Genomic DNA, 24,749 nt, shown 5'->3' on the forward strand with positions numbered 1-24,749 from the left:
TTATAAAGTTAAATTGATTCCGAAAAGAAATGTTCTTGGTTGTGGATATCCACCTCTATCAAGGCCTATAATCAAAGAATTGTTTTCCCCGAATTCATTAGGTGCTTTCCCTATTTCCGGGTCAAAACCAATATCATATTTTGTGAAAGTATGCAAGTTTTGACCCGAGATATAAATTCTTAATTTTTCCAAGCCGATCTTGTCTATCAAATCTGACGAAAAGTTATACCCCAACTGTAAATTCTTAACCCTTAAATAAGATCCATCATAAACGTATCTATCTGAAATTTGAATGTTTCTGGCGTTACCCGCCAAGGTCAACCTAGGCAAAGTATTTGAAGTACCTTCCCCATGCCACCTACCTAAGGCGCTTTCCTGCAATCCTGACCCTAGTTCACTTTCAAAAAAGTATGGTAGTGAACTAAAAATCTCATTTCCTTGGGTTCCTTGCAAAAAGATTCCTAAATCCCAATTCTTGTAATTAAAGTCAAGATTAAAGCTATAATTAAAATCAGGATGCGGACTCCCTATTTTGGTTCTATCATCCGCGTTGATTACGCCGTCTGCCTGATCTGGCACCCCATCATCATTGGTGTCTATAGTTAACTGATCGACAAACCTTAAATCTCCAGGTACAGCATTCTGTTCGGCTGCAGAGGCTACTTCGCTATCGTTCTGAAAAACACCGTCGGTTTCGAATCCGTAGAAATAACTTACTTCATGTCCTGGCTCCGACCTAAGAAAACCATTTTGTCCAAAAGCTCCACCCACGGCTAAAAACGCATTGTTGGTATCCAAGGATGTTAATTCATTATCGATCATATCCATATTGGCCCCTAAGCTGAAACCAAAATCTTCGTATTGTTTGCCATAACTAAGAGCAAATTCCCAACCGGTGTTGCTCATCGTTCCTTTATTGAACAAAGTAGATTCCGTAAGACCCGAAGACTGTGTTTGTGGCGGAATCAACAAAATCATGTCCTTCGTCTTTCTATCAAAGTAATCCACTGAAAATGTCAATTGATTATTGAGAAAACCTAAATCGACCCCAACATTAGTGGTAGTAGTCGATTCCCATTGCAAAAGAGGGTTGGGAACACCTTTTGATGCCGCCCCAGAAGCCCTTTGATCTCCAAATACGACATCAACATTGGCACTTGGACCAACGGACAATTCAGAGAAAAACGCAAAGTCTCCAAACGAACGGTTTCCTATCTCTCCAATACCTGCCCGAATCTTGAATTGATCAAAAAAGCTATTTTCCATAAACTTCTCGTTATGAACATTCCAAGATAAGGCGGCGGCGGGAAAAGTACCGTATCTATTATCAGGACCGAATTTTGAGGAACCGTCACGACGTACGGTTGCCGTTAACAAGTAACGGTTATCATAGTTATATATCAACCTAGAGAACAAAGAAAATAAATTGGACTCCCATCGATTTCCTGCCCCAGTAGTAGAATTACCATCCTCAATCACAACGTTTTCGCCAAACAAATCACTTAAGTTCGTAGCAAACGCCCGTGTATTGATTCCAGTAAATTCTTGTTGCTCATGACCAACCATTGCCGTTACGTTATGCTTACCAAACTCCTTATTATAGGTAAGTACATTTGACCATGTATAGCTTCTTGTCTGGTCAGATCTTGATTCCAATTGATTTTGTGTACGTAAAATACCCCCTGTAACACCATACCCCACATTATCAGGGTCGATTACCGGATCAAAATCATATCTTTCCGATGTGGTAAATTGAGGTGCATAAGTGGTTCTGAAACTAAAGTTTTTAAGAAAGTTTATATTCAAATATGCATTCAAGCTAAACTCCCGATTGGTGTTTTCATCCGTTCTGTAACGAACCTCTGCATCTGGATGTATAGCACTTACGGAAGTAGGCGAAGAATACAAACCATCCGCAGTGTAAAATGGGATATTAGGCTCCCAACCATACCCTTGAATCGCAGTTTGACCCCAGAGCCAGACCCCATTTTCAGATCTTGTATTTTGATTTCTCACAGAATATGACAACCTATGACCTAAAGTTATGTTGTCATTTAATTTATACTCGTTATTAATTCGAATATTATGCCTGTTGAAAGCCGATGATTTTAAGATACCGGCCTGATCGGTATAACCGTATGAAACAAAATACGATGCGAACTCGTTTCCACCTGAAACGGAAAGCTGATTATTCTGGATAAAGCCCGTACGAAATATCAAATTCCCCCAGTCATAGGTATTCATACTAGCAATTTCCTCATCAGAAAACTTGGGTGCCAATCCATCATTAACATAACCTTCGTTAACCAAGCCCGCCCATTGTTGTGAATCAAGCATATTTAAGTCACGTGCTCTTTCTTGAGTTCCTATATAACTATCAAAATTGATGGTTACCTTGCCTGGTCTACCAGTCTTTGTAGTAACCAAAATTACACCATTGGCTCCGTTAGAACCATAAATGGCGGTCGCAGAAGCATCCTTTAAAACCTCAATACTTTTGATATCGGCAGAATTAAGGTTGTTCAAATTACCAGGAACCCCATCTATAATTACATAAGGATCTGAATTGTTAATGGTACCTACACCTCTAATCCTAATTGTGGAATTAGCCCCAGGTTGCCCTGTTGAAGCGGTAACTGTAACCCCAGGCGCCCGGCCTTGTAAGGCTTGACCCACCGTTACAACGGCAATCTCACTGATCTCCTCCGAACTAACAGAACTCACGGCCCCGGTCAAGTCGCTTTTTCTTTGAGTACCATAACCGATAACCACCACTTCGTCTAATTTACTGGCGTCTTCACCAAGGGTAACGTCGACCTCGGTTTGATTATTAACAGCTACTTCTTTTGTCGTAAAACCTATATAACTAAATATAAGTACCGAATTACCTTCTGCCACAATGGTATAATTACCATCAAAGTCCGACTGTGTACCAGTGGTGGTTCCTTTGACCAACACATTGGCACCCGCCAAGGGCAACCCTGCCTCATCGGCAACTGTTCCGCTAACCGTAATTTCCTGGGCATGGCCATAGGCAAAAGCCACTAACCAGAATAGCCCCGCAAGGAACTTTCTAGGGTGCCAATTTTTAAATATCCATCGTGTTACTTTCATAAATTAAGTGGTTTAATTGAGTTATTTAACAAATGTTTAAGTTTTACCAAAAGTGGTGTTTATTAAGCCGTTAGCACGCAACAAATGTTCAGATAACTATCACAAATGGTTCTGAAGACCTAAATAAGTGTAATCTTTACACAAAGTAGTCCTCCTTCCTTTGTTCCCCTTTTAACTTTCCATTACCACAATGCACACCTTCCCCAAAAAGAAAGGCAAGGGAATTATAGCCCCCTAAGGAGTCTTTAATTCGTACAAATTCCCATCTTAATTAAACAACGAAAGGAGTCTTTCACGACAAATGAATGTTATTCGCAGTATTTTCCTTTAGATTGTTTTATCTTGGGCCTTCAATCATAAAAAATGAGTAAAATGTTCGGTATTGAGAATAAAGTAGCGGTTATTACCGGAGCGAGTGGAGCCTTGGCAGGCAGTATAGCCACTAGCCTAGCAGGGTCTGGTGCAACTTTGGCACTGTTGACGAGAAAAAAATCTTCAGTCCAATCTTTATTAGATGAAATTAAAAACGTGGGCGGACACGCTAAAGCTTACGAGGCAGATATCCTTAGCGAGGACAGTCTAAACAAGGTCAAAAATGAAATTCTATCGGATTTCGGAAAAATAGATATTCTTTTGAACATTGCCGGAGGCAATCTTCCCGGAGCTACCGTTGCCCCGGACCAGACCATCTTTGATATTTCCGTTGAGGATTTTAAAAAAGTGACCGAACTGAACTTAAACGGCACCCTTATCCCTTCTTTAATATTCGGAAAGGTCATGTCTGAACAAAAGCAGGGGGTTATCATAAATTATTCTTCCATGGCGGCAGATAGGGTCATTACCCGCGTTGCCGGTTACTCGGCCTCTAAGGCGGCTATGGAAAACTTTACCAAGTGGATGGCCGTTGAAATGGCTACCAAATTTGGCAACGGCCTCCGTGTCAATGCCATTGCCCCCGGATTTTTTATAGGCAAACAGAACAGGGCACTCCTCACCAATGAAGACGGATCTTTTACCCAACGTGGAAAAACCATAATCAACAATACGCCCATGGGTCGCTTCGGTGAAATAGACGAACTGAATGGCGCCATACACTTTTTATGTAGCGATGCCGCACGGTTCATTACAGGCATAGTTCTTCCCGTTGACGGTGGTTTTAGTGCTTTTAGCGGGGTTTAGGCCCAGCCTTTTGATTTTAATTATATAGTTCGTTACAGTTCAATTACAATAAATCAACTTCACATATATGGAACAAACATGGAGATGGTACGGGCCTAACGACCCTGTTAGCCTTCAAGACATAAAACAAGCCGGAGCTACGGGAATCGTAACCGCGCTTCATCACATTGCGAACGGCGAAATATGGTCGGTGGAAGAAATCCAAGAACGCAAGAACCTTATCGAAAAAAACGGTCTGGTATGGTCGGTAGTTGAATCGCTACCTATTCATGAAAGCATCAAGACCCAACAAGATGGCTTTGAACAACTGATCGAAAATTACAAACAAAGCCTAAAGAACCTCGCCCAGTGCAATATAAAGGTCGTATGCTACAATTTCATGCCTGTACTTGACTGGACCAGAACAAGTCTTGACTACGAAGTAGAAGATGGCTCCAAGGCCTTGTTGTTCGATGCTACGGCCCTTGCCGCTTTCGACCTTTTTATCCTAAAAAGACCTGGGGCGGAAAACAGCTTTTCCGAAACCCAAATCGAAGCCGCCAAAGCCTATTACAACGCAATGTCGGAGGATGACATCTATAAACTGGTAAAAACCATTATTGCGGGCTTACCCGGATCTTCCGAAAACTATCATATACCCAAAACAGGTTTTGACCTCAGTCCATTTCAGGCAACCTTAGACACCTATAAGGGGATGGGTGAAGATGATATGCGCAGCAATCTCGTTTATTTCTTGAACGCCATAATGTCGACCGCTGAAGAAAACGGAATATTAATGTGCATCCATCCCGATGACCCTCCATTTTCTATTTTAGGCTTGCCGCGTATCATGCGAACGGAAGAAGATTACGCCTATATCTTCGATAAGGTGGGTTCTATAAACAACGGCATTACTTTCTGTACGGGTTCACTTGGAGCGAGGGCCGACAACAACCTTCCTCAAATGTTCAAAAGGTTCGCCGACCGTGTCCATTTCCTTCATTTGAGAAGTACACAACGCGACGGCAAAGGTAATTTCTATGAAGCCAACCATTTAGAAGGTAACGTACCTATGTACGACTTGGTAAAGCTTATTCTTTCCGAGGAAAAGAGAAGAAAGGAAGCGGGACGAGAAGATTTTCTTATTCCCATGAGGCCCGATCACGGACACCAAATGCTTGATGACCTCCATAAAAAAACCAATCCCGGTTATTCGGCCATAGGTCGCTTGCGCGGATTGGCCGAATTACGGGGATTGGAATTTGGTATTCGAAAGGCGTTCTTCGAATAATATCTAACTTCTAAGCTTTTTGATCAAAGCCAAAGTTTCCCTTACACGATTTTCTAGGCCAGCAAAATCTTTGTTGGCCAGAATATCTTTACTGATCAATTGCGATCCCATACCCACACAAATTACACCGGCATCGAACCAACCTTTTAAATTGGCCTCGTCGGTACTAACACCTCCTGTTGGCATAACGCTAGTCCATGGCTGTGGGCCTTTTATCGCCTTCACGTATCCTGGACCATAAGTCGAACCTGGGAAAAGTTTGATTATCTCACAACCCATTTCCTCCGCACGGTTTATCTCGGCCAAGGATCCACAACCCGGAGACCAAAGCACCTTTCTTCGGTTGCAGGCTATAGCTATATCTTCACGAAGTGAAGGGGTAACAATAAAGTTCGCCCCCATCTGCATAAACAGACTGGCCGCCGCCGCATCGGTAATCGATCCAACGCCCATAACCATGCCGGGTAGTTCCTTTATCGCATATTTATTTAGTTCTAAAAAGGCTTCATAAGCAAAATCGCCACGAGCGGTGAATTCCATCAAACGTGAACCTCCGTCATAACATGCTTTTAAAACTTTTTTACCCAACTCTACATCGGGGTGATAAAACAAAGGCACCATTCCGTTTTCTTTCATTACGGATGCGACCTCTATTCTTGAATACTGAGCCATATTTATTGTTTGTAGTTAATGTTCTTATCTTGCAACTCGGCCGGAAGCATCTCCGCCCATCAATTTTTCCACCTCATCAACGGTTACCAAGTTGGCATCACCTTTGATCGTATGCTTTAAACAAGAAGCGGCAACGGCAAAATCCAATGCATTTTGGTCATCTTCCGGGTATTTCAACAATCCGTAGATCAATCCGCCCATAAAAGAATCTCCCCCACCTACTCTATCAACAATATCGGTAATTTGATATTGACGGGTTTCGTACATTTTGGAACCATCCCATAATACACCTGCCCAAGTATTGTGCGATGCAGAAATAGAGCCCCTTAAGGTAGTAATAACCTTTTTGGCTTTTGGAAATTTTTTCATCATTTGCTTACAAACCGACAAGAAAGCCTCTGCCTTAACATCGGCACCATCTTTATGAACATCCAATCCTTCTGGGTGAATACCAAAATGCTTTTCCGCATCTTCTTCGTTCCCTAAGATGATATCACAGTACGATGTTAATTCGGTCATGATGGCCTCTCTATCACCACCATAATTCCAAAGCTTGGCCCTGTAATTTAAATCGGTCGATATAGTAATGCCCCTATCGCTTGCCGCTTTAACAGCTTCTAAGCACACATCGGCAGCGCCTTGTGATATGGCAGGCGTAATACCGGTCCAATGAAACCACTCTACACCTTCAAAAACGGAATTCCAATCGATCATTCCCTTTTCAATCTCGGCGATGGCCGAATGGGCACGGTCATAAACAACTTTACTTCCTCGGCTTACAGCTCCGGTCTCAAGAAAATATATCCCCAATCGGTCACCTCCATAAATTATCTTATCGGTACCAACACCGCGTTTGCGCATTTCCATAAGAGCACATTCACCGATATCGTTTTTTGGCAAACGTGTAACAAAATCTACGGGAACCCCATAATTGGCCAAAGAAACGGCAACATTACTCTCTCCTCCTCCGTAAACAACATCGAAGCTGTTTGCTTGTGAAAATCTTAAAAATCCTGGAGGGGCCAAACGCAACATGATTTCCCCGAAAGTGACTACTTTTTTCATTTTAACTAATTAGGTTATTTGATTCTTATTTTACGAAAATAGTTGTTATTTTTTTGACAGCCACAAAATTAAGGTTTCCTACAAAGTAACCGGCTGTAAATTCAGGTCAAATGTACCAACTACTTCGGGTTTAACAATATTTATCGGTTTTGAGATATAACTCTACATACCTCTATCTAAAAATTTTAGATATTTTAAAAAAATCGAAAAAAATGACCGTTCATCAAAAAAAGAAGCTCCCTTAACTTTTTATTTATTTATTTGCCACCTTGAAAAAACCTTAATAATTATGAAGAATCACCCTACAACCAGCACCCAAATGCTTAGTACGCTTACCGATGTAGAAAGGGCTTCTTTTTACCGAAAAACCTATATGCACCTTGCAGGCGCAGTACTTCTTTTCGTTCTGGTCGAAACCGTATTCTTTCAAATACCACCTATATTGAATTTTGCCCTTTCACTAACCGGTGGCTATAGTTGGTTGATCATATTAGCGGCGTTTATGTTCATAACCAACTATGCGGAACGTTTGGCCTTAAAAAGCGAGAACACCAACACACACTACCTAGGCTTGGTATTGTATGTAATCGCCGAGGCCTTTATATTCATACCATTGATCTTTATCGCCATTATGGTTGCGGAAGACGGCTCCATGGCCATTCTCAACCAGGCTGCGATTATGACGCTTTCATTGTTTACGGGCCTTTCCGCCATTGTGTTCCTGACCAAAAGGGATTTTTCGTTTCTCAGATCGATTTTGGCGGTCGGCTTCGCCATTGCCCTAGGTCTTATCATAGCCGGAACCTTGTTCGGTTTTAACCTTGGCCTTTGGTTTAGCGCGGCCATGGTAGTATTGGCCTCTGGCTCGATCCTGTACCAGACCTCAAACCTCGTTCATAACTATCGTTCAAACCAGCACGTAGCGGCATCACTGGCCCTGTTCGCCAGCCTAATGTTATTGTTCTGGTATATCTTAAGCATTCTTTCTAGGGATTAACCCATAGTGTTTATATTTTTAAGCAAAGGGCTCCGATATTTTGTCGGGGCTTTTTTTGTGCTATCTTTCCAACGAAAAACAATTACCGCTACGACCATGAAAAAACTCAAGCTATTTTTAGCCTTTGCCCTTACCCTTACTTTTAATGGCATTTACTCCCAAAACAAAGATATCGACACCATTAAGGATATCATGAAGCAACAGGAAGAAGCTTGGTCGGCCCATGACCTTGAAGGCTTTATGCAGGGCTATTGGAAATCGGAAGACCTTACCTATTTTAGTAGAGGAAAAGTCACAAAAGGATGGCAAACCACCTTGGACAACTATAAAAAAGGCTATCCTACAAAAGCCCATACCGGGGAACTTCGGTTTAGAATCGCGCAGATTACCGAAATAAACGAGGGGGGATACTATGTCATGGGGGAATATTTCCTGACCCGGGAAGCTGGTGATGCCAATGGCACTTTTATGATCATTTTCAAAAAAATAAATGGGGAATGGAAAATAGTGGCGGATTCGTCTTGCTAGCTCCCCTCTTTATCGATTTATCGAACCTCCATTTACCCTACTCGGGTAGCTTCGGCCGTTCGGCCGATTCCTGATAATAAGTGATGCGTCTTGTCGTATAGACATTTTGAGGCGTTACGATTTCTTTGACCCAATTATTGGCCGTCGTACCATCAAACTGATAGATATAATTTTCGGTCGAGTCCCCAAAGCGCTTTTTGGTCTTTACCGTTGATAAAACGCCATCTTCACCGTATTGATAATGCTTTTCGTCTTGTACGATCCAGGTTTCGGTAGAAGCGTCGTACAATGCTTCCTTATGCATTGTCAAACGACCATTGCTATTATAGATGTCGGTTGTTTTTGAAGTAGGGAGGCCTTCTATATAGTTTTGCTCTTCCACTTTTTTTAGCTCCTCCCCCTGTTCCAATATTTTAGATATGGTCTTGGCTTTTGAGGGTCTTCCGTTTACGCTTTGATTGACTATAGTCGTTTCGTTTTCTTGCAGATATTCAAAATCGGTCTTATCTATACCAAGGGTATTGGTACGGATGATCTTTACAAGCTGATTTCCCGCATTGTATACATAGACGTTCTTTTCCAGCAATTCCTTATCGTAAGACACGATTTTCTCCGTAAGTCTTCGATTTTCCAAGGTATCCACTTCATAGAAGCTAGCTATGGAGGTGGCCCTGTCAAACTTACCGTCCATATAGTTTTCAACCCTTCTCTCCTTTAGAAAATCGAGAACATACTTGTAGTAGGTCGTTTCATAATCGCTATCGTTATACCGCGTAATGGATTTGGTCAAACGGCCCTCCCTATCAAAATAATATTCCTCCTTGCCATAGTCGGTAATTACTTCGCACGATTTTACATTTCCCTTAAGATTAAAATCGGATACTTTAAAAGTCTCGATATCTTGGGCAAATCCATTCGTATAAATTACCAAGGTAAAAAACAAGGTCGCGATTTTCTGAATCATAATGCAAAACTACTTGATATTATGCCAACTAAAAACAAAACCCATACCAAATCGACAAAAAGTAAACTACCTCGGGACGACCCCTCTAGGCATTAAAAGAAATACACCTTGGTTTCGAGGCAAGTCTCGGAGCATTTAATCACGATTATCAAGCAAAAAGCCCGTTCGGCAGTATACCGAACGGGCTTAAAATTATTGACGCTTAGCGTCTTACTTATTTTACTTCTTCGAAGTCTACATCTTCTACGTTGTCGCCTTCTTTGGCTCCTTCTGCAGAAGCGGCATCACCTTCAGGAGCGGCTCCGTTTTGTTGTCCTTCGGCCTGAGCCTTGTACATTTCTTCGGAAGCTACTTTCCAGGCTTCGTTGATCTTATCCAAAGCAGGGGCAATTACGGCCAAATCTTTAGATTCGTAAGCGGCTTTCAACTCGGTCAAAGCATCTTCAATTGGTTTTTTCTTGTCATCTGACAACTTATCACCAAATTCTTTTAACTGCTTTTCTGTCTGAAAGATCATACCGTCGGCCTCATTGAGCTTATCGGCTATTTCTTTTGCCTTTTTATCGGCTTCGGCATTCGCTTCGGCTTCGGCTTTCATCTTTTTGATTTCTTCTTCGGTCAAACCTGAAGACGCTTCAATTCTGATATCTTGCGTTTTGTTCGTGGCTTTATCCGTTGCAGAAACTTTAATGATTCCGTTCGCATCAATGTCGAAAGTCACTTCAATTTGAGGTGTACCTCTTGGTGCGGGTGGAATACCGTCTAAGTGAAAACGTCCTATGGTCTTGTTATCGGCTGCCATTGGGCGTTCCCCTTGCAATACGTGAATTTCTACCGAAGGCTGGTTGTCCGCTGCGGTGGAGAACACTTGCGATTTCTTGGTCGGAATCGTAGTATTCGCCTCGATCAACTTGGTCATTACACTTCCCATGGTTTCGATACCCAAAGACAAAGGTGTAACGTCTAACAACAATACATCTTTAACGTCTCCGGTAAGTACCCCACCTTGGATGGCGGCACCGATAGCTACAACCTCATCGGGGTTCACACCTTTTGAAGGTTTTTTGCCAAAGAATTTCTCAACAGCTTCCTGTACGGCAGGTATTCTTGTAGAACCACCTACCAAGATAATCTCATCGATATCACTTTTAGAAAGTCCGGCCGATTTCAACGCACTCTCACAAGGAGCAATGGTACGTTTTACCAAATCTTCTATCAATTGTTCGAACTTGGCCCTGGTCAAAGTACGCACCAAGTGTTTCGGACCTGTAGCGGTAGCCGTTACATATGGCAAGTTGATCTCAGTCTGAGCCGAAGACGACAATTCTATTTTAGCTTTTTCAGCAGCTTCACGCAATCTTTGCAATGCCATGGCATCTTTACGCAAATCGATGCTTTCTTCCTTATTGAATTCATCTGCCAACCAATCGATAATTTTTTGATCGACATCATCACCACCCAAGTGGGTATCACCATCGGTAGATAGTACTTCAAAAACACCATCTCCCAATTCTAGTATAGAAACATCATGTGTACCACCACCAAAGTCAAAAACAACGATTTTTTGGTCGGTATCCTTCTTGTCCATACCATACGCCAAAGAGGCTGCGGTAGGCTCGTTTATAATTCTTTCTACGGTAAGACCTGCAATCTCGCCAGCTTCTTTAGTAGCTTGACGCTGTGCATCGTTAAAATATGCAGGTACTGTAATTACCGCACGGCTAACGTCTTGTCCTAGGTAGTCTTCCGCTGTTTTCTTCATTTTCTGAAGAATCATGGCAGATAGTTCTTGTGGCGTATACATACGGCCATCAATATCGACACGTGGTGTATCGTTATCCCCTTTTACCACTTTATAAGGAACTCTTTCCGCTTCTTTGCTAGATTCGGAAAATTTGTTGCCCATAAAACGCTTAATGGAATATATCGTTTTGTTCGGGTTGGTTACCGCCTGTCGCTTTGCCGGATCCCCTACCTTGATTTCCCCACCATCTACAAACGCAATAACAGAAGGGGTTGTTCTCTTTCCTTCAGCATTGGGAATCACTACCGGTTCGCTACCTTCCATTACGGAAACACAGGAGTTGGTAGTACCCAAGTCAATACCTATAATTTTACTCATGCTATATGTTTTAAATATTAGTGCTAATTTTTATAATCGATTACAGATTGACAAACAATATGCCAAGCCACCGCAACATGACATGATGTCATTTTCGCTATTATGACATTCGCAAAATCCGCCACATAAGGACCATAATCGCCCAAAACAAGACAAATTGAGACATATTCTCTTTGTAAAAGCAAACCAAAGGCCGTCATTTTCCACAAAGCCTATCCCAAAAAAACTTATTCGGCACCAAAACGAAATAGGCCGGTTTTTTGACTTCGCCTATAGCGGGCTTTCTCTATCTTTATACCATAAAATATGAATACGCCTTATGGAGTCTATCAGTATTTTCGACATGCTTAAGATCGGTGTTGGACCTTCTAGCTCGCACACCCTCGGTCCGTGGCGCGCGGCCGAACGATGGATCGCAGAGCTCAAGGCTTCAAAACTTTTCGATGAGGTTATCGGCATTAAGGTACATATGTACGGCTCGCTCTCTTTGACAGGAAAGGGGCATGCCACCGACTTTGCCGTAATGTTAGGCCTTTCGGGTACCGATCCGGTAAAAATTCCCATAGAGGATATTCATTCGATCGTAGCCAATATACAGCAAACACATATACTGAACTTTGGAAACAGCAAACCGATCCGTTTCAACCCTGAAACCGACATCCTATTCCATAAAAAGTTTTTGCCGTTTCACGCGAACGGGTTGCAATTTGAAGCGCTATTGACATCGAACAAGTCCAAAAAAAACACCTATTACTCCATTGGCGGTGGTTTTGTAGTCGTAAAAGAGCGAAAGAACGCCAAACGCAATATAGCCACTTTCAGCACTTTTCCATTTCCCATCCAAAAAGGAACCGAGCTCCTCGACTATTGCAGAAGGGAGCACAAAAATATTTCTGCCATTGTACTGGAGAACGAACGCTCTATACGCAACGACGCTGAAATAGACAAAGCGCTAAAACATATTTGGGACACCATGCTGGAGTGTATGTATATAGGATGCCATACCCAAGGGAAGTTGCCGGGAGGGCTCAATGTAACCCGTCGGGCCTTTGATCTCAACAAAAACCTTCTCGGCGACACCAAAGACTACAATTCTCCGCAAACTTGGCTGACCACCATACGGAATACCGAAGTGAAATTCCGCCAGATTTTACAATGGGTCAGTTGTTTTGCCCTTGCCGTAAACGAAGTTAACGCCTCCCTTGGCCGTGTAGTGACGGCCCCCACCAATGGTAGTGCCGGGGTTATACCTGCCGTGCTTATGTATTATATGGTTATCGAAAACCATGAAGCCGATTTTGAACACATTAAAAAATTTCTTTTCGTTGCCGGGGAAATCGGGAGTATCTTTAAAAAAGGAGCTACCATCTCAGCGGCCATGGGCGGATGCCAAGCCGAAATTGGAGTGTCGAGCGCCATGGCGGCAGGCGCACTTACCGAACTATTGGGCGGTACGCCCGAACAGGTGTTGATGGCCGCAGAAATTGCCATGGAACATCATTTGGGGCTCACCTGTGACCCCATAGGCGGACTCGTGCAAATACCATGTATTGAGCGCAATAGCATGGGCGCCATAAAAGCAATCAATGCCGCAGAACTGGCCTTGGGCTCCGACCCGAAAGACGCCAAAGTCCCCCTCGACAAAGTGGTAGAGACCATGTGGGCCACGGCAAAAGACATGAGCTCAAAATATAAAGAGACCTCCGAAGGTGGCCTGGCCATTGGGATCAACATGAGCGATTGTTAGAAGCAAGAAAAAACAATCCATTTTACAACAACTACCTACGAATGATAGAGTTCAACAAATAATTGCAGATGGAGATCGAAAGTATCATTGATAGCATAAGTAAACTTCCTGAAGCCTCGAGAACAAAGATCATTGAAAACACTGTACCCGTAACCTACCCGAAGGGACACATCCTTATTCATGCCGATACGCTTGAAACATCGGTCTACTTTATAAAAAAAGGAATCGTCCGCGCCTATGTCAATCATGAAGGTAACGATATTACCTTTTGGTTCGGAACTGCCGGCGAGACCATTATTTCAATGAAGAGCTACGTCGAAAACAAAAGAGGAATCGAAAGTATAGAACTCTTGGAAGACTGTGAATTGTACCGCCTGCAAACCACAAAACTACAGCAATTATACCTTCATGATATACACATCGCCAACTGGGGCAGAAAGTTTGCCGAACAAAACCTAAAGACCACCGAAGAGCGTTTGATTTCAAGCCAGTTCAAAACTGCCAAACAACGGTACCGCGAACTATTAAAGAACACGCCCCATCTCATCCAAAGGGTGCAATTGGGCCATATTGCCTCCTACCTCGGCATAACCCAGGTAAGCCTTAGTAGAATACGTGCCGAAATAAAATGATGTCGTTTTTATCATTTGTAAAAAATAATACCGATTACCTTGCCCATATTTGCAGCGATAAAAACAAAAGAAATGAACTGGTTGATTTTAATTATTGCAGGATTGTTTGAAGTAGCCTTTGCCTTTTGCCTATCTAAGGCAAAAGAAACTACAGGAACCGATATGTACCTCTGGTACGGTGGTTTTCTTATTTGTTCCGCTATTAGCTTTCTCCTTTTAATAAAGGCCGTCCAGACCTTACCTCTTGGCACGGCCTACGCCGTATGGACAGGCATCGGGGCGGTCGGAACCGTGCTACTCGGAATCTTTTTTTTCAAAGACCCCGCCAATTTCTGGAGGATATTCTTCATTGTTACGCTTATTGGATCCATAATCGGCTTAAAATACGTCTCTCACTAGCATAGCCCAACGGTCCTTCCGTAAATATTTAACTACAGAACGACCATCTTTGAAAAAAATGTTATATAATACTACAGTTCGTATAGTATAATACACCTAAAACTGCTTATACTAAAGAACCGGATTATAAGCCTATTGTTAGTGACCCAAAAAAACTATGAAAGAGATTATAAAGATAGAAAACGAAATAGCGGACTTAAGAAATCAACTTCAAAACCACCCGCTTTACAAGAACTTAAACCAAATTGAAGATATTAGGGTTTTTACGGAAAATCACGTTTTTGCGGTTTGGGATTTTATGTCGCTCTTAAAATCCCTCCAGATTTCACTGACCAAGGTCAGCATTCCCTGGACACCCAGTAAAAACCCGGTTCTGGCACGGTTTATCAATGAAATCGTACATGGGGAAGAAAGTGATATCAACGAACTGAACGAAGCTAAAAGCCATTTCGAAATGTATCTCGAAGCCATGCGGCAACTCGAGGCCGACACCACCCGTATTGATAGCTTTATCGCGCTTTTAGAAAAAGGAGCTACCGTAGATTCGGCCTTGACGGCCATAGCTATCCCCCAAAAGGTTGCCGACTTTGTACGTTTTTCGTTCGACACCATAGCCAGCGGAAAGCCACATTTGGTAGCCGCCGCATTTACCTTTGGTCGTGAAGATGTTATCCCCGATATGTTCATGAAAGTCTTAAAAAGCGCCGATGCCGACAACAATCGGTACAACAAATTTGTCTACTATCTTGAAAGACACATTGAACTGGATGGCGACGAACACGGGCCGTTGTCACTTAAAATGGTGGCCGAACTTTGTGGGGACGACCATCAAAAATGGCAAGAAACCCATAGCATCGCAAGGGAAGCCTTAACGAAAAGAATTCAGCTATGGGATGCCATTACCGAAGAGATTACCAACAAAGCCGTTGGTGCAAACCAATAAAAAATAACCCTAACTTAAACCTATTGACAAGGACTTTGTTCTAGAAATTTTACATTTTTGAGACGCTTAACTTTTGTAACCCTATTTTCCTATGGCATTTGATACCAATTTTTTAAGTACAAACATACAAGTTCCGCGATTGAATCGGTTGAGCGATGCCTTTCAACTGAACGGTAGCGAAATCATCGACTACACCCACTTCTCCCTATCGCTAAGTAGTCGCACCCAATTCGCCATTTGGGTCGCATGGAATATCGACGGAAGCAACCTCAAACGTATCGCCCGAAAGGGAGCGGGATTTTTTGAAGATTCGAGAATTCCTTCAGAATCGCAGGCCGGCAACCGCCTGTACAAGAACAACCCTTTAGATCGAGGCCATATTGCCAGAAGGGTCGATTTGGTATGGGGTAACCATGAGGAAGCCAAAAAAGCCAATTCCGATTCGTTTGTCTTTACCAATATTGCTCCCCAGATGGATGACTTTAACCAAAGTGGAAAAGGAGGCGTTTGGGGCGAACTGGAAAACGCTTTATACGACCAAACGGAAATGGACCGATCACGTGTCAGTATTATCGGCGGTTGTATCTTTCATGAAGACGACCGAGAATATAGGGGCTACAAAATTCCAACCGAGTTTTACAAGACCATTCTTTATGAAGAAAACGGCCAACTAAAGACCAAATCGTTTATACTGACCCAAGATTTGACCCGCTTATCCTTTCTCGATCTAGAAGCATTTAAAACCTACGAAGTCGCTCCTTCGGAAATAGAGGCCAAATGCAACTTTACCTTCGACGAAGCCATTCACCAAGCCAGTGTATTCGACGTAAACTCCTTTGCCCAAACCGAGCGCCAACCTTTGTACCGCCCGTCCGATATTAATTGGTAATCCCACAAAAAAACGCCCGCTGTACACAACAGTGGGCGTTTGTAAAAATACATGACCAAGCTTACTTCTCTACCCTTGGAGTAACTTCAAATTTTCGAAACATAATTGGGCCATGATCCCCTTGAATCAAAAACGGACCGGGCTCGCCTTCATTACTATCTAAGGCCCCACCGGTAATACCTGGTATATTTTGATCGTTGATTATGGTTTTTCCATTGGCGACTATGGTTACACGACGCCCGATCAAGGTTATATCGTAGGTTTGCCATTCGCTCGCATCGTTGGCCGCCATTTCGTTCGGTGTTAAAAAGCCATAAATTCCCCCAAACAATACATTTGACGGATCAGAACCTTTATCATCGGTAATCTGAACTTCGTAACGACCTCTTAAATACACCCCACTATTGCTTCCGGGCGGAACCTTAAACTCCACATGCAGTTTAAAGTCCTTGAACTTTTCATTGGACACCAAGTTCGCTCCCGATTTCGGACTTCTCAGCACCCCATTTTCAACTACCCATTGGTTTTCTCCCATGGCCGTCCAACCGCTTAAATCCTTTCCATTGAAAAGGTCTTTTGATTTTCCCCATTTCGCTTTCTCAACATACTCCAATTTTGGGGCCCTGACCGCAGACCAACTATAAGGTTTTCCATCAGTATAAATCATCGTTCCCTTAAGTTCTTCTCCTTGCAGCCTTCCTGTGAACACCATATCGGTTCCTTCCGGCTCCCACTGTTTCGGTATGGTAAAATTGAAAATATCATTTTTGACCTTAACCTCGGCAATAGGCCTTGCACTACCGAAGGCATAGACAAAACTACCGACCAAGGTATTCGTACCCGAATGCCTTATCTCTAACCAAGAAGGCAATTGCTTACCGTCTTTTTCTATAACCATATCCCATTTGCCCTCTAACGATTTTGCCTCTTGGGCATTACCTATTGTAATCGCCGATAACAACAAGCCTAGCGTTGCCCCAAATAATTTCAATCCCATTTTCATATTATTAATTTTTTAAAGCGATAAATATAGAAAATACCTAACATTTAGTTCATGATTTATTTAGCGAATCATAATACTATATCGATACCAACTTTTAATTGCTGTCATTAAAATTTAATTAACTTTAGAGACCATTCACAAATTCAACTAAAAAGTAAAAACCAATGGCTCACAAAAAAAACAACCCACCAACCAACTCAAGAAGGTCTTTTCTAAAAAAGGGAGCCATAGCTTCTTCTATCTTTATTGTACCCAGACACGTTCTGGGCGGCCCGGGCTACCTAGCCCCCAGTGACCGCTTAAACCTAGCTGCCATTGGTGCGGGTGGCAAAGGCTCTAGTGATATCTTTAACGCTTCGGTAAATGGCCGGGAAAAAGTAACGGCCCTATGTGATGTAGATTTCGCGGGCTCTGCCAAAAAATCCGTAGAGAATTTTCCCAAGGCAAAATTGTATGCCGATTACCGTGAAATGCTAGATAAGGAAAAAGGCATCGATGCCGTTACCATTTCCACTCCCGACCACGTTCATGGCCCTGCCGCTGCCTATGCTATGGAAAGGGGCATACACGTCTATGTACAGAAACCCATGACACACAATATTCGTGAGGCACGTGTACTCACACAGATGGCCCGAGACCATAAAATTGTGAGCCAAATGGGAAACCAGGGCGGCTCCAACCCACTTTTGGGGATGGTTCAAAAATGGATCGATGACGACGCCATTGGCGCCGTTTCCAAAGTTCAGGTATGGACCAACCGCCCCGTATGGCCACAAGGAAGCGCCATGCAGGCCCCAAACCCCAATCTAAAGCCTGACAGCTTAGATTGGAACCTTTGGCTCGGACCCGCACCCGAAAGGCCCTATACCCCCAACTTACACCCATTTAGCTGGAGGGGCTGGTGGGATTACGGTACGGGAGCCCTTGGCGATGTAGGGTGTCACCTGATCGATATTCCTTTTCGTACCCTAGGCTTAAAATATCCCACAGATGCCGAATGCAGTGTAGGTTCGGTCTATTCACAAATGTGGGACGCGGATTACCACCCTGAAGGCTGCCCCGCCTCCTCATTTATAACCCTTCACTTTGGCGCCACCGAAAAAACAAAGAAACCGATTGAAATGACATGGAGCGATGGGGGCATTAGACCTTCGCATCCCGATATTATCCCGGCCAACAACGACATTGGAGGCCCCGGAAGCTATAATGGTGTACTCATCATTGGTGAAAAAGGAATTATTTCCACCAACATCAACGATAGTAGTCCCCTCACCCCGAAACTATACCTGAACGACGGCACGACCGAATTCGGTCCTGAAACCGAGCCAAACGAAGAACCTGAATACGGTCACCAACGAAAATGGGTCGATGCGTGTAAAGCAGGCTTCAACAGCGATGAACACAAGGCCCTGACCTCTTCGTTCGATTATGCGGGCCCAATGACGGAAACCGTTCTTATGGGCAATTTGGCCATTCGCAGTTATTTGTTGAGGAAAGAGGACAGTAAGGGTAATATGGATTTCTTCGCCCGAAAGAAGTTGTTATGGGACGGCGAGAACATGCGGATCACCAATTTGGAAGAAGCCAACCAATTTGTTGGTAGAACCTACCGTGACGGCTGGAAGGTTTAATCATAACCAATTCAAAAACGAAAAAAGACGGGTTTTGCAATCCGTCTTTTTTTTAATTCTAGCTATTCACATCCCTCTTTTCGTCGGGTATCAATAACATAAACGATTTGCCACCCCTTCTCGGCATCTTTCACCAACTGAAAGGAGTTTACCCCGCAATGGTGAAACACCCCGTCTAAATTAAAGGTATAAGGTGTCCAGGCATGGGCCATCGGGCCATCTATCTGAATGGAATACGTGTTGATGACCTCTTCAAATTTTGTAGTTTCCGGAATTGCCACAATAGATTTCAAGAAATCGGAAGAAGCTTGTGTCTTTACTAAGGGATTCCCCATTTCATCCTTGGCAATGGTTTGCATGACCACATTACCGGCTATCGTTTTTTTTATTTGAACCGAATCTTGACGGTGAAACCCTTCAAAAAAAGCGTCAATCGTATTTTTAACGGCCATTTCTTCATTTTCCTGGGCATATCCCCCAAAGGTAAGGAGGCAAAAAAGCAGTATGAGTAGTTTTTTCATTGGTATCAATTTTACCAAATTTAATAAATATTCGCTTTAGCGCGAGTACTTTACCCCCGTTATGGATTGAACGACCGATAAGCAAAGGAGCCTACATATCTCGGAAACCCAACATTTTCCTTACATTTATCCCACCAAAACAAAATACATATGTCAACGGCAAAAAAAGAATACAAAAGAGTAACGGTCAAGTCTCTTGTAGACATGAAAAAACACAACGAAAAAATATCAATGCTTACCGCATATGATTATTCTATGGCCAAGATTGTAGATTCTGCCAATGTTGATGTTATTCTGGTAGGGGATTCCGCCAGTAATGTAATGGCCGGCCATGAAACCACCCTACCCATAACCCTTGACCAAATGATCTATCATGCCACCTCGGTTATACGTGCCGTGGAAAGGGCATTGGTCGTGGTAGACATTCCTTTCGGAAGCTATCAAAGTGACCCGAAGGAAGCCCTTCGTTCGGCCATCCGTATTATGAAGGAAAGCGGGGCACATGCCGTAAAACTCGAAGGAGGTATCGAAATCAAGGAATCGGTAAAAAAAATATTGAAAGCCGGTATCCCGGTAATGGGACACTTAGGACTCACCCCACAATCTATCTATAAATTCGGAACCTATACCGTTCGTGCCAAGGAAGAGGAAGAGGCCGAAAAATTGATGGAAGATGCCAAACTTCTTGAAAAACTTGGGTGTTTTTCCATCGTGCTCGAAAAGATTCCGGCCGCCTTGACCAAAAAAGTTTCGGAGAGTATTTCAATCCCCACTATCGGTATCGGTGGGGGAAAGCACGCTGATGGACAAGTTTTGGTCATTCATGACCTATTAGGAATGACCCATGAATTCAACCCTAGGTTCTTACGTCGATACATGAACCTTTATGAAGAAATGGGCAGTGCCATTTCTCAATACGTACAGGACGTAAAAAATAGGGATTTCCCGAACGACGAAGAGCAGTATTAATAACTATCCGACATCCGTCTCCATACCGGTTTGTCCTAATCTAATTTATAGCTCTAGTGGCCCGTAAACTCCTTTCCGACCCAAACAACCTCTTGGTATTGTTTGAAGACAACCATATCGTTGCCATCAACAAAAGACCGGGCGATATTGTTCAGGGCGATAAAACGGGAGACATGCCCTTAAGCGAGGTCGTTAAACTGTACATCAAGGAAAAATACGACAAACCCGGCAACGTCTATCTAGGCGTAGCCCACAGGCTCGACCGCCCGACATCCGGTATAGTGGTTTTTGCAAAAACTTCAAAGGCCCTGCCCCGCCTCAATAAACTTTTTGCCGAAAAAGCGGCGAAAAAGACCTATTGGGCCATCGTCAAAAATAAACCTAAAAAAAACGAGGACACCCTTACCCATTATCTCAAACGCAACAATAAACAGAATAAGTCGTACGCCCATATCAAAGAAGTTCCGGATAGCAAAAAAGCCATTTTAGACTATAGGGTGATAAAAAAGCTAGACCGCTACTACCTTCTTGAAATCGACTTACACACAGGCCGCCACCATCAAATCAGGGCGCAGTTGGCCGCCATTGGCTGCCCCATAAAAGGAGACCTAAAGTACGGCTTTGACCGGAGCAATCCCGACGCAAGCATACACCTGCACGCACGACGACTCTCCTTTATCCATCCGGTGAGAAAAGAACCTGTAGAAATCGTGGCCAAACCACCTGAAGACCCGATTTGGAACGCTTGTTGTTAGAAACAGTATATTTAACTGTATAAACACAAGACCATGATCAAAAGAACATTATTTATTTGCAGTCTTGTACTGCTCGCATCTTGCAGCACCTACAATTCAATCGACAGTTTTTACAACGCCCATAAAGAAGACGACCATGTTACCGCCGTGCGGGTACCCCGGTTTATGCTTTCGCTTATTGGTGGCATTTCTCCCGAAATGAAATCGCTTATAGGTACTACGAAAGATTTGCGCTATATGTCATTTCCCAGTACGACCGCGGCCAAAACAGAATTCTTGAACAAACAGATGAACGGTATTACCGACAATTCTTTTATCGAAGTCTATCGCAAAAACGATGAACTCAAACGAAACGTGGTGAGCATACGCGAGAAAAGAAATGCCGTAAAGGAAATATTGATTTATAACAACAATAACCAAAACGCATCCTTTCTCTATTTCAATGGGGATTTCGACCCTGTAAAAGTACGTCAAATGGCCCAAAACGAAGAGTTCCAAAAACTGGGGAACGGACTCATCAACCAATATCAAGAAGGTAATTTGCCTCAGGGAATCAACCAACAGGAAGAAAAGAAATAAAGACTCCGCTACCGATCTTTAAAAGAAAAAAGAGACAATGCCTCTAAGTACGCATGGCTTCCCCTCACAGGCAAAGGAAACGGAGAACCCCATACGTACCTAGTGGCAATTGTATAAGCTTAGAGACACATCATATATGCGGTAAGTGCCTTCTTCTCTTCCTTACTCAATTCTAGTTCTAGAACCAGATTAAAAAACTCTACCGTATCGTCCAAGGTCGGAAGACGGTCGTCGTGCAAATATGGGGGCGAATCCTTTATACCCCTTAAGGCAAATGTTTTGATCGGACCTTCAGGTCTTCCCTTGTAAAAACGTTCTACCTTTAAATCGTGTAAATAATCATCCACAAAGGCCGGACCACTATGGCAGCTTACACATTTAGCCTTTCCATGAAACAATTTTTCGCCCAAAAGTTCTTGTTTGGTCGCCTTTTCAGGAATCAACCGGTTCATGGCATCTAATTTTGGCGCAGGCGGAAAATCCAACAAGGCGTTGAAATCTCCCATCCGATTCGCTACCACTTTTTGGTGCGCACGCGGACCAATATGTTGCATCATTCCGGGATCGCCATCAAAATATTCCTCTACTTCCGCAAAATGGTCCATGCTTCGTATGGATCGTTTTGAGGCAAATTGCATCATATTGTAATTTCCACGCATGGAAGGCGTACCTACTCGAAGACGTGACAATTGTGGTCTGCTGTCGGGCGCCAATTCAAAAGCTCCATTGGTATGACCGTTTACATGGCACGAAAAACAGGCTACACCGGCACTCGGCTCGACGGTAACCCTGTGGGTCGTATGATTGAACCAACCTGTAGGAGTAGGCCTTAACAGCTCCTTTAAGCCCTCCATTTGTTCCGGGGTCAAGAGTCCGTTAAATATTTCGTAATAATTGGCAAAGGTAACCTCGCGTCCATTGGTTACATCTCCCAGTTCCTTATGGGTGGTCAAAAACATGGGCGCAGGAAATTCGGGCAAATAAGCATCAGGATAATCGTGATCTAAATCGATACGCACGTGTTCGGGGTGTACCTTGTTCCAAGCGTCTGGAAAAACCATGTGGGCCGTTGAAGCCAATGGGTGTGCCAAAGGTTTAAAGGGGAACAAGTCCCTTTCCTTAATTTCGTCCGGCGATAGTTGGGCTAGTTCTTCGAATGATCCGATGCCTTTTGGCAATCTTGACACGGGACCTTTCATAATGGGTTTTCTTCCCCCAGACATGAATTTCCCTTCGTATGATTCGTTCGTAAAATTATAGCGCGAATTCATATAATCCCTAATATCGGCCATCAATTCCGGCTTTTGCTTTTTATGAAATTCAAGCCATTCTTCCCATTCCATAGGCAAGTCGGGTTGCATAAAGGAAGTTTTGTCCTTCCCTCCGTAACGCCATAGGTCAAAGGGGGTTCTTTCCCCATCTTTCACCACTGGCAAGGGAAGTAAAGAATCGATATGCCCCGAGCCCAACTCGTAATCAGGCTCTACATAATCTTCGATTACCGCACCTGGCGACTGTAATAAATGGAGTTGGTTGTTGAGAACTTGAAAGCTTAATAGGAGTAAACTTCCTATTACAATAAAAACAGGTATTCGTTTCTTCTTCATTGTTGGTTATATTAAGGTTATTCGATAACGGTTTTAGGTAGAGGGCATGACAAGTAATGCAGTAGAGAAACAAACTTTGTGAAACCGCTCCGTAGCCAGAGCCCTTAACTATATTTCAAATGGCAGTTTTGAATGTGTTGCTTCTTGGCAATTTTCGAAAAGACTGACCTTCAAAATTACCAAAAAGGTTGAATTTTGCAATCGATACCCAAAAAAATTGACAATTTTTCAATCATGTAGGCCATTCAATTGTATTCTATACAACGGTTACGAAATATAACCAGACAAACGACCATTTTTAACGGTAAGAACGAACACTTTCAACAATTACCGAAGCCAATATCAAGCATCCGCCGGCAACCGTAGACCATGCCGGAATCTCAGAAAGCACCAAGGCACCGATCAGAATACCATAGACCGGTTGAACGCTACTTAAAATACTTATTGTGGTAATGGAGAAATATTTAAAACAATTGATGAACATCGTATGTCCAAAAACGGTCGTAATCACCGCTAGGCCCAGCAATCCTTTCCATTGATCGGGCACCGCTTCCAAATCGTAGTAAAAAAATGCGGGAATCAGCATAAGACAGATAATGACCATCTGGTATACCATCAGCACAGAACCCTGGTACCTATCTACTTTTGTCTTTAGAATAAGATTGCGAACGGCATAGCAAAGTGCGGAAAACATCCCAAAACCGATAGCTATGGTATAACTGTTATCAAAACTGAAATCGGGCACCAAAAAATAAATTCCACAAAGGACCAAAAACCCCAGCACCAAATGCATTTTTTGAAATCGGGTCTTTAAGAACAAAGGCTCTAAAAAAGCCGTAATGACAGGATAAGTAAACAAAGACAACATCCCTATGGCAACGTTGGACATTTGCAAGGCCACAAAGTAAGCCAACCAATGGCCTCCCATAAGAATACCACTTATAATTATGGGGCTTCTGTCCTTACTGCTAAGACCGAATGAAATTCCCTTGAACCGACAGTACAGAAATAATAAAGCAAGCGTTATAAATGCACGAATACCAATGGTCACGGGAACCGGTAAGGCTATAAATTTACCAAAAGGCCCCGAGGTACTCAGAAGCAGCATCGCCAAGTTGATCTCTAAAAAATTCTTTATGCTAAAAGACGAGCTCGCTGCCAAA

General features: G+C 43.1%; 22 protein-coding genes. 13 read left to right on the top strand and 9 right to left on the bottom strand.

Going from position 1 to position 24,749, the window contains the following annotated elements; translation table 11 throughout:
* Positions 1-3,114, bottom strand: coding sequence for a SusC/RagA family TonB-linked outer membrane protein (locus ZOBGAL_RS22085; protein WP_013996021.1), 3,114 nt, complete (start codon positions 3,112-3,114; stop codon positions 1-3).
* A gap of 363 nt (positions 3,115-3,477) precedes the next feature.
* On the opposite strand from ZOBGAL_RS22085, the gene ZOBGAL_RS22090 reads away from it, so the two are divergent.
* The gene (locus tag ZOBGAL_RS22090; protein ID WP_013996022.1) at positions 3,478-4,293 is read left to right on the top strand and encodes an SDR family oxidoreductase; all 816 of its coding nucleotides are present in this window, start codon (positions 3,478-3,480) and stop codon (positions 4,291-4,293) included.
* A 67-nt stretch (positions 4,294-4,360) separates the two neighbouring features.
* Entirely contained in the window at positions 4,361-5,563 is a 1,203-nt protein-coding gene (gene uxuA, locus ZOBGAL_RS22095) for a mannonate dehydratase (RefSeq protein ID WP_013996023.1), read from the top strand.
* Between the two features lie 3 nt (positions 5,564-5,566).
* Here uxuA and ZOBGAL_RS22100 read toward each other — a convergent pair whose 3' ends face one another.
* Positions 5,567-6,235 carry a bifunctional 4-hydroxy-2-oxoglutarate aldolase/2-dehydro-3-deoxy-phosphogluconate aldolase gene (locus ZOBGAL_RS22100; protein ID WP_013996024.1) on the bottom strand — a complete coding sequence of 223 codons (669 nt, stop codon included), beginning with the start codon at positions 6,233-6,235 and terminating at the stop codon, positions 5,567-5,569.
* Between the two features lie 24 nt (positions 6,236-6,259).
* Positions 6,260-7,300, bottom strand: a complete 1,041-nt coding sequence (locus ZOBGAL_RS22105; protein ID WP_013996025.1) for a sugar kinase — start codon at positions 7,298-7,300, stop codon at positions 6,260-6,262.
* A 289-nt stretch (positions 7,301-7,589) separates the two neighbouring features.
* On the opposite strand from ZOBGAL_RS22105, the gene ZOBGAL_RS22110 reads away from it, so the two are divergent.
* Complete coding sequence (locus ZOBGAL_RS22110; RefSeq protein ID WP_013996027.1) at positions 7,590-8,297, top strand: Bax inhibitor-1/YccA family protein; 708 nt, start codon at positions 7,590-7,592, stop codon at positions 8,295-8,297.
* 96 nt (positions 8,298-8,393) lie between these two features.
* The gene (locus ZOBGAL_RS22115; RefSeq protein WP_046287653.1) at positions 8,394-8,825 is read left to right on the top strand and encodes a YybH family protein; all 432 of its coding nucleotides are present in this window, start codon (positions 8,394-8,396) and stop codon (positions 8,823-8,825) included.
* A 37-nt stretch (positions 8,826-8,862) separates the two neighbouring features.
* Here the strand turns inward: ZOBGAL_RS22115 and ZOBGAL_RS22120 are convergent, their stop codons facing one another.
* Together ZOBGAL_RS22120 and dnaK are read right to left on the bottom strand one after the other, a co-directional pair.
* Entirely contained in the window at positions 8,863-9,789 is a 927-nt protein-coding gene (locus ZOBGAL_RS22120) for a hypothetical protein (protein WP_013996029.1), read from the bottom strand.
* Between the two features lie 214 nt (positions 9,790-10,003).
* Positions 10,004-11,911 carry a molecular chaperone DnaK gene (gene dnaK / locus ZOBGAL_RS22125; protein ID WP_013996030.1) on the bottom strand — a complete coding sequence of 636 codons (1,908 nt, stop codon included), beginning with the start codon at positions 11,909-11,911 and terminating at the stop codon, positions 10,004-10,006.
* Positions 11,912-12,230: 319 nt separating this feature from the next.
* On the opposite strand from dnaK, the gene ZOBGAL_RS22130 reads away from it, so the two are divergent.
* The 5 genes from ZOBGAL_RS22130 to ZOBGAL_RS22150 all read left to right on the top strand — a co-directional run bounded on the left by ZOBGAL_RS22130 (position 12,231) and on the right by ZOBGAL_RS22150 (position 16,521).
* On the top strand, positions 12,231-13,658 hold the full coding sequence (locus tag ZOBGAL_RS22130; protein ID WP_013996031.1) for an L-serine ammonia-lyase: 1,428 nt from the start codon (positions 12,231-12,233) through the stop codon (positions 13,656-13,658).
* 68 nt (positions 13,659-13,726) lie between these two features.
* Positions 13,727-14,290, top strand: a complete 564-nt coding sequence (locus ZOBGAL_RS22135) for a Crp/Fnr family transcriptional regulator (RefSeq protein WP_013996032.1) — start codon at positions 13,727-13,729, stop codon at positions 14,288-14,290.
* 72 nt (positions 14,291-14,362) lie between these two features.
* On the top strand, positions 14,363-14,689 hold the full coding sequence (locus tag ZOBGAL_RS22140; protein ID WP_013996033.1) for a DMT family transporter: 327 nt from the start codon (positions 14,363-14,365) through the stop codon (positions 14,687-14,689).
* A 157-nt stretch (positions 14,690-14,846) separates the two neighbouring features.
* On the top strand, positions 14,847-15,632 hold the full coding sequence (locus ZOBGAL_RS22145) for a DUF3050 domain-containing protein (RefSeq protein ID WP_013996034.1): 786 nt from the start codon (positions 14,847-14,849) through the stop codon (positions 15,630-15,632).
* A 91-nt stretch (positions 15,633-15,723) separates the two neighbouring features.
* A complete protein-coding gene (locus ZOBGAL_RS22150; RefSeq protein WP_013996035.1) occupies positions 15,724-16,521 on the top strand; it encodes a DNA/RNA non-specific endonuclease in 798 nt (265 codons plus the stop codon).
* A 61-nt stretch (positions 16,522-16,582) separates the two neighbouring features.
* On the opposite strand, the gene ZOBGAL_RS22155 is transcribed toward ZOBGAL_RS22150, so the two are convergent.
* Positions 16,583-17,518: a 3-keto-disaccharide hydrolase gene (locus ZOBGAL_RS22155; RefSeq protein WP_046288149.1), complete on the bottom strand. Its 936-nt coding sequence runs from the start codon at positions 17,516-17,518 to the stop codon at positions 16,583-16,585.
* 170 nt (positions 17,519-17,688) lie between these two features.
* Here ZOBGAL_RS22155 and ZOBGAL_RS22160 point away from each other — a divergent pair, with 170 nt between their 5' ends.
* A complete protein-coding gene (locus ZOBGAL_RS22160; RefSeq protein WP_013996037.1) occupies positions 17,689-19,155 on the top strand; it encodes a Gfo/Idh/MocA family protein in 1,467 nt (488 codons plus the stop codon).
* Between the two features lie 62 nt (positions 19,156-19,217).
* Here the strand turns inward: ZOBGAL_RS22160 and ZOBGAL_RS22165 are convergent, their stop codons facing one another.
* Positions 19,218-19,676 (bottom strand): hypothetical protein, encoded by a 459-nt coding sequence (locus tag ZOBGAL_RS22165; RefSeq protein WP_013996038.1) that lies wholly within the window; start codon positions 19,674-19,676, stop codon positions 19,218-19,220.
* Positions 19,677-19,826: 150 nt separating this feature from the next.
* Between ZOBGAL_RS22165 and panB the strand changes: the two genes are divergently transcribed.
* Genes panB through ZOBGAL_RS22180 form a run of 3 tightly spaced genes read left to right on the top strand, consistent with a single transcriptional unit; the run spans position 19,827 to position 21,979 of the window.
* Positions 19,827-20,645 carry a 3-methyl-2-oxobutanoate hydroxymethyltransferase gene (panB, locus tag ZOBGAL_RS22170; protein WP_013996039.1) on the top strand — a complete coding sequence of 273 codons (819 nt, stop codon included), beginning with the start codon at positions 19,827-19,829 and terminating at the stop codon, positions 20,643-20,645.
* A gap of 56 nt (positions 20,646-20,701) precedes the next feature.
* Positions 20,702-21,400: an RluA family pseudouridine synthase gene (locus tag ZOBGAL_RS22175; protein WP_013996040.1), complete on the top strand. Its 699-nt coding sequence runs from the start codon at positions 20,702-20,704 to the stop codon at positions 21,398-21,400.
* A gap of 33 nt (positions 21,401-21,433) precedes the next feature.
* Complete coding sequence (locus ZOBGAL_RS22180) at positions 21,434-21,979, top strand: DUF4252 domain-containing protein (protein WP_013996041.1); 546 nt, start codon at positions 21,434-21,436, stop codon at positions 21,977-21,979.
* Between the two features lie 119 nt (positions 21,980-22,098).
* Here ZOBGAL_RS22180 and ZOBGAL_RS22185 read toward each other — a convergent pair whose 3' ends face one another.
* Positions 22,099-23,586, bottom strand: coding sequence for a hypothetical protein (locus tag ZOBGAL_RS22185; RefSeq protein ID WP_013996042.1), 1,488 nt, complete (start codon positions 23,584-23,586; stop codon positions 22,099-22,101).
* 298 nt (positions 23,587-23,884) lie between these two features.
* Positions 23,885-24,748 carry a DMT family transporter gene (locus ZOBGAL_RS22190; RefSeq protein WP_231854781.1) on the bottom strand — a complete coding sequence of 288 codons (864 nt, stop codon included), beginning with the start codon at positions 24,746-24,748 and terminating at the stop codon, positions 23,885-23,887.
* Position 24,749 lies beyond the last annotated feature (1 nt).

Source organism: Zobellia galactanivorans, assembly GCF_000973105.1.
Lineage (GTDB): Bacteria > Bacteroidota > Bacteroidia > Flavobacteriales > Flavobacteriaceae > Zobellia > Zobellia galactanivorans.

Excerpts from the sequence above, each read along its gene's own strand:
- ZOBGAL_RS22105 (WP_013996025.1), bottom strand. The coding sequence starts at position 7,300 with ATGAAAAAAGTAGTCACTTTCGGGGAAATCATGTTGCGTTTGGCCCCT.
- ZOBGAL_RS22150 (WP_013996035.1), top strand. The coding sequence starts at position 15,724 with ATGGCATTTGATACCAATTTTTTAAGTACAAACATACAAGTTCCGCGA.
- ZOBGAL_RS22115 (WP_046287653.1), top strand. The coding sequence starts at position 8,394 with ATGAAAAAACTCAAGCTATTTTTAGCCTTTGCCCTTACCCTTACTTTT.
- ZOBGAL_RS22100 (WP_013996024.1), bottom strand. The coding sequence starts at position 6,235 with ATGGCTCAGTATTCAAGAATAGAGGTCGCATCCGTAATGAAAGAAAAC.
- dnaK (WP_013996030.1), bottom strand. The coding sequence starts at position 11,911 with ATGAGTAAAATTATAGGTATTGACTTGGGTACTACCAACTCCTGTGTT.
- ZOBGAL_RS22090 (WP_013996022.1), top strand. The coding sequence starts at position 3,478 with ATGAGTAAAATGTTCGGTATTGAGAATAAAGTAGCGGTTATTACCGGA.
- ZOBGAL_RS22185 (WP_013996042.1), bottom strand. The coding sequence starts at position 23,586 with ATGAAGAAGAAACGAATACCTGTTTTTATTGTAATAGGAAGTTTACTC.
- ZOBGAL_RS22085 (WP_013996021.1), bottom strand. The coding sequence starts at position 3,114 with ATGAAAGTAACACGATGGATATTTAAAAATTGGCACCCTAGAAAGTTC.
- uxuA (WP_013996023.1), top strand. The coding sequence starts at position 4,361 with ATGGAACAAACATGGAGATGGTACGGGCCTAACGACCCTGTTAGCCTT.
- ZOBGAL_RS22120 (WP_013996029.1), bottom strand. The coding sequence starts at position 9,789 with ATGATTCAGAAAATCGCGACCTTGTTTTTTACCTTGGTAATTTATACG.
- ZOBGAL_RS22180 (WP_013996041.1), top strand. The coding sequence starts at position 21,434 with ATGATCAAAAGAACATTATTTATTTGCAGTCTTGTACTGCTCGCATCT.
- ZOBGAL_RS22165 (WP_013996038.1), bottom strand. The coding sequence starts at position 19,676 with ATGAAAAAACTACTCATACTGCTTTTTTGCCTCCTTACCTTTGGGGGA.
- ZOBGAL_RS22110 (WP_013996027.1), top strand. The coding sequence starts at position 7,590 with ATGAAGAATCACCCTACAACCAGCACCCAAATGCTTAGTACGCTTACC.
- panB (WP_013996039.1), top strand. The coding sequence starts at position 19,827 with ATGTCAACGGCAAAAAAAGAATACAAAAGAGTAACGGTCAAGTCTCTT.
- ZOBGAL_RS22155 (WP_046288149.1), bottom strand. The coding sequence starts at position 17,518 with ATGGGATTGAAATTATTTGGGGCAACGCTAGGCTTGTTGTTATCGGCG.
- ZOBGAL_RS22145 (WP_013996034.1), top strand. The coding sequence starts at position 14,847 with ATGAAAGAGATTATAAAGATAGAAAACGAAATAGCGGACTTAAGAAAT.
- ZOBGAL_RS22130 (WP_013996031.1), top strand. The coding sequence starts at position 12,231 with ATGGAGTCTATCAGTATTTTCGACATGCTTAAGATCGGTGTTGGACCT.
- ZOBGAL_RS22160 (WP_013996037.1), top strand. The coding sequence starts at position 17,689 with ATGGCTCACAAAAAAAACAACCCACCAACCAACTCAAGAAGGTCTTTT.
- ZOBGAL_RS22135 (WP_013996032.1), top strand. The coding sequence starts at position 13,727 with ATGGAGATCGAAAGTATCATTGATAGCATAAGTAAACTTCCTGAAGCC.
- ZOBGAL_RS22140 (WP_013996033.1), top strand. The coding sequence starts at position 14,363 with ATGAACTGGTTGATTTTAATTATTGCAGGATTGTTTGAAGTAGCCTTT.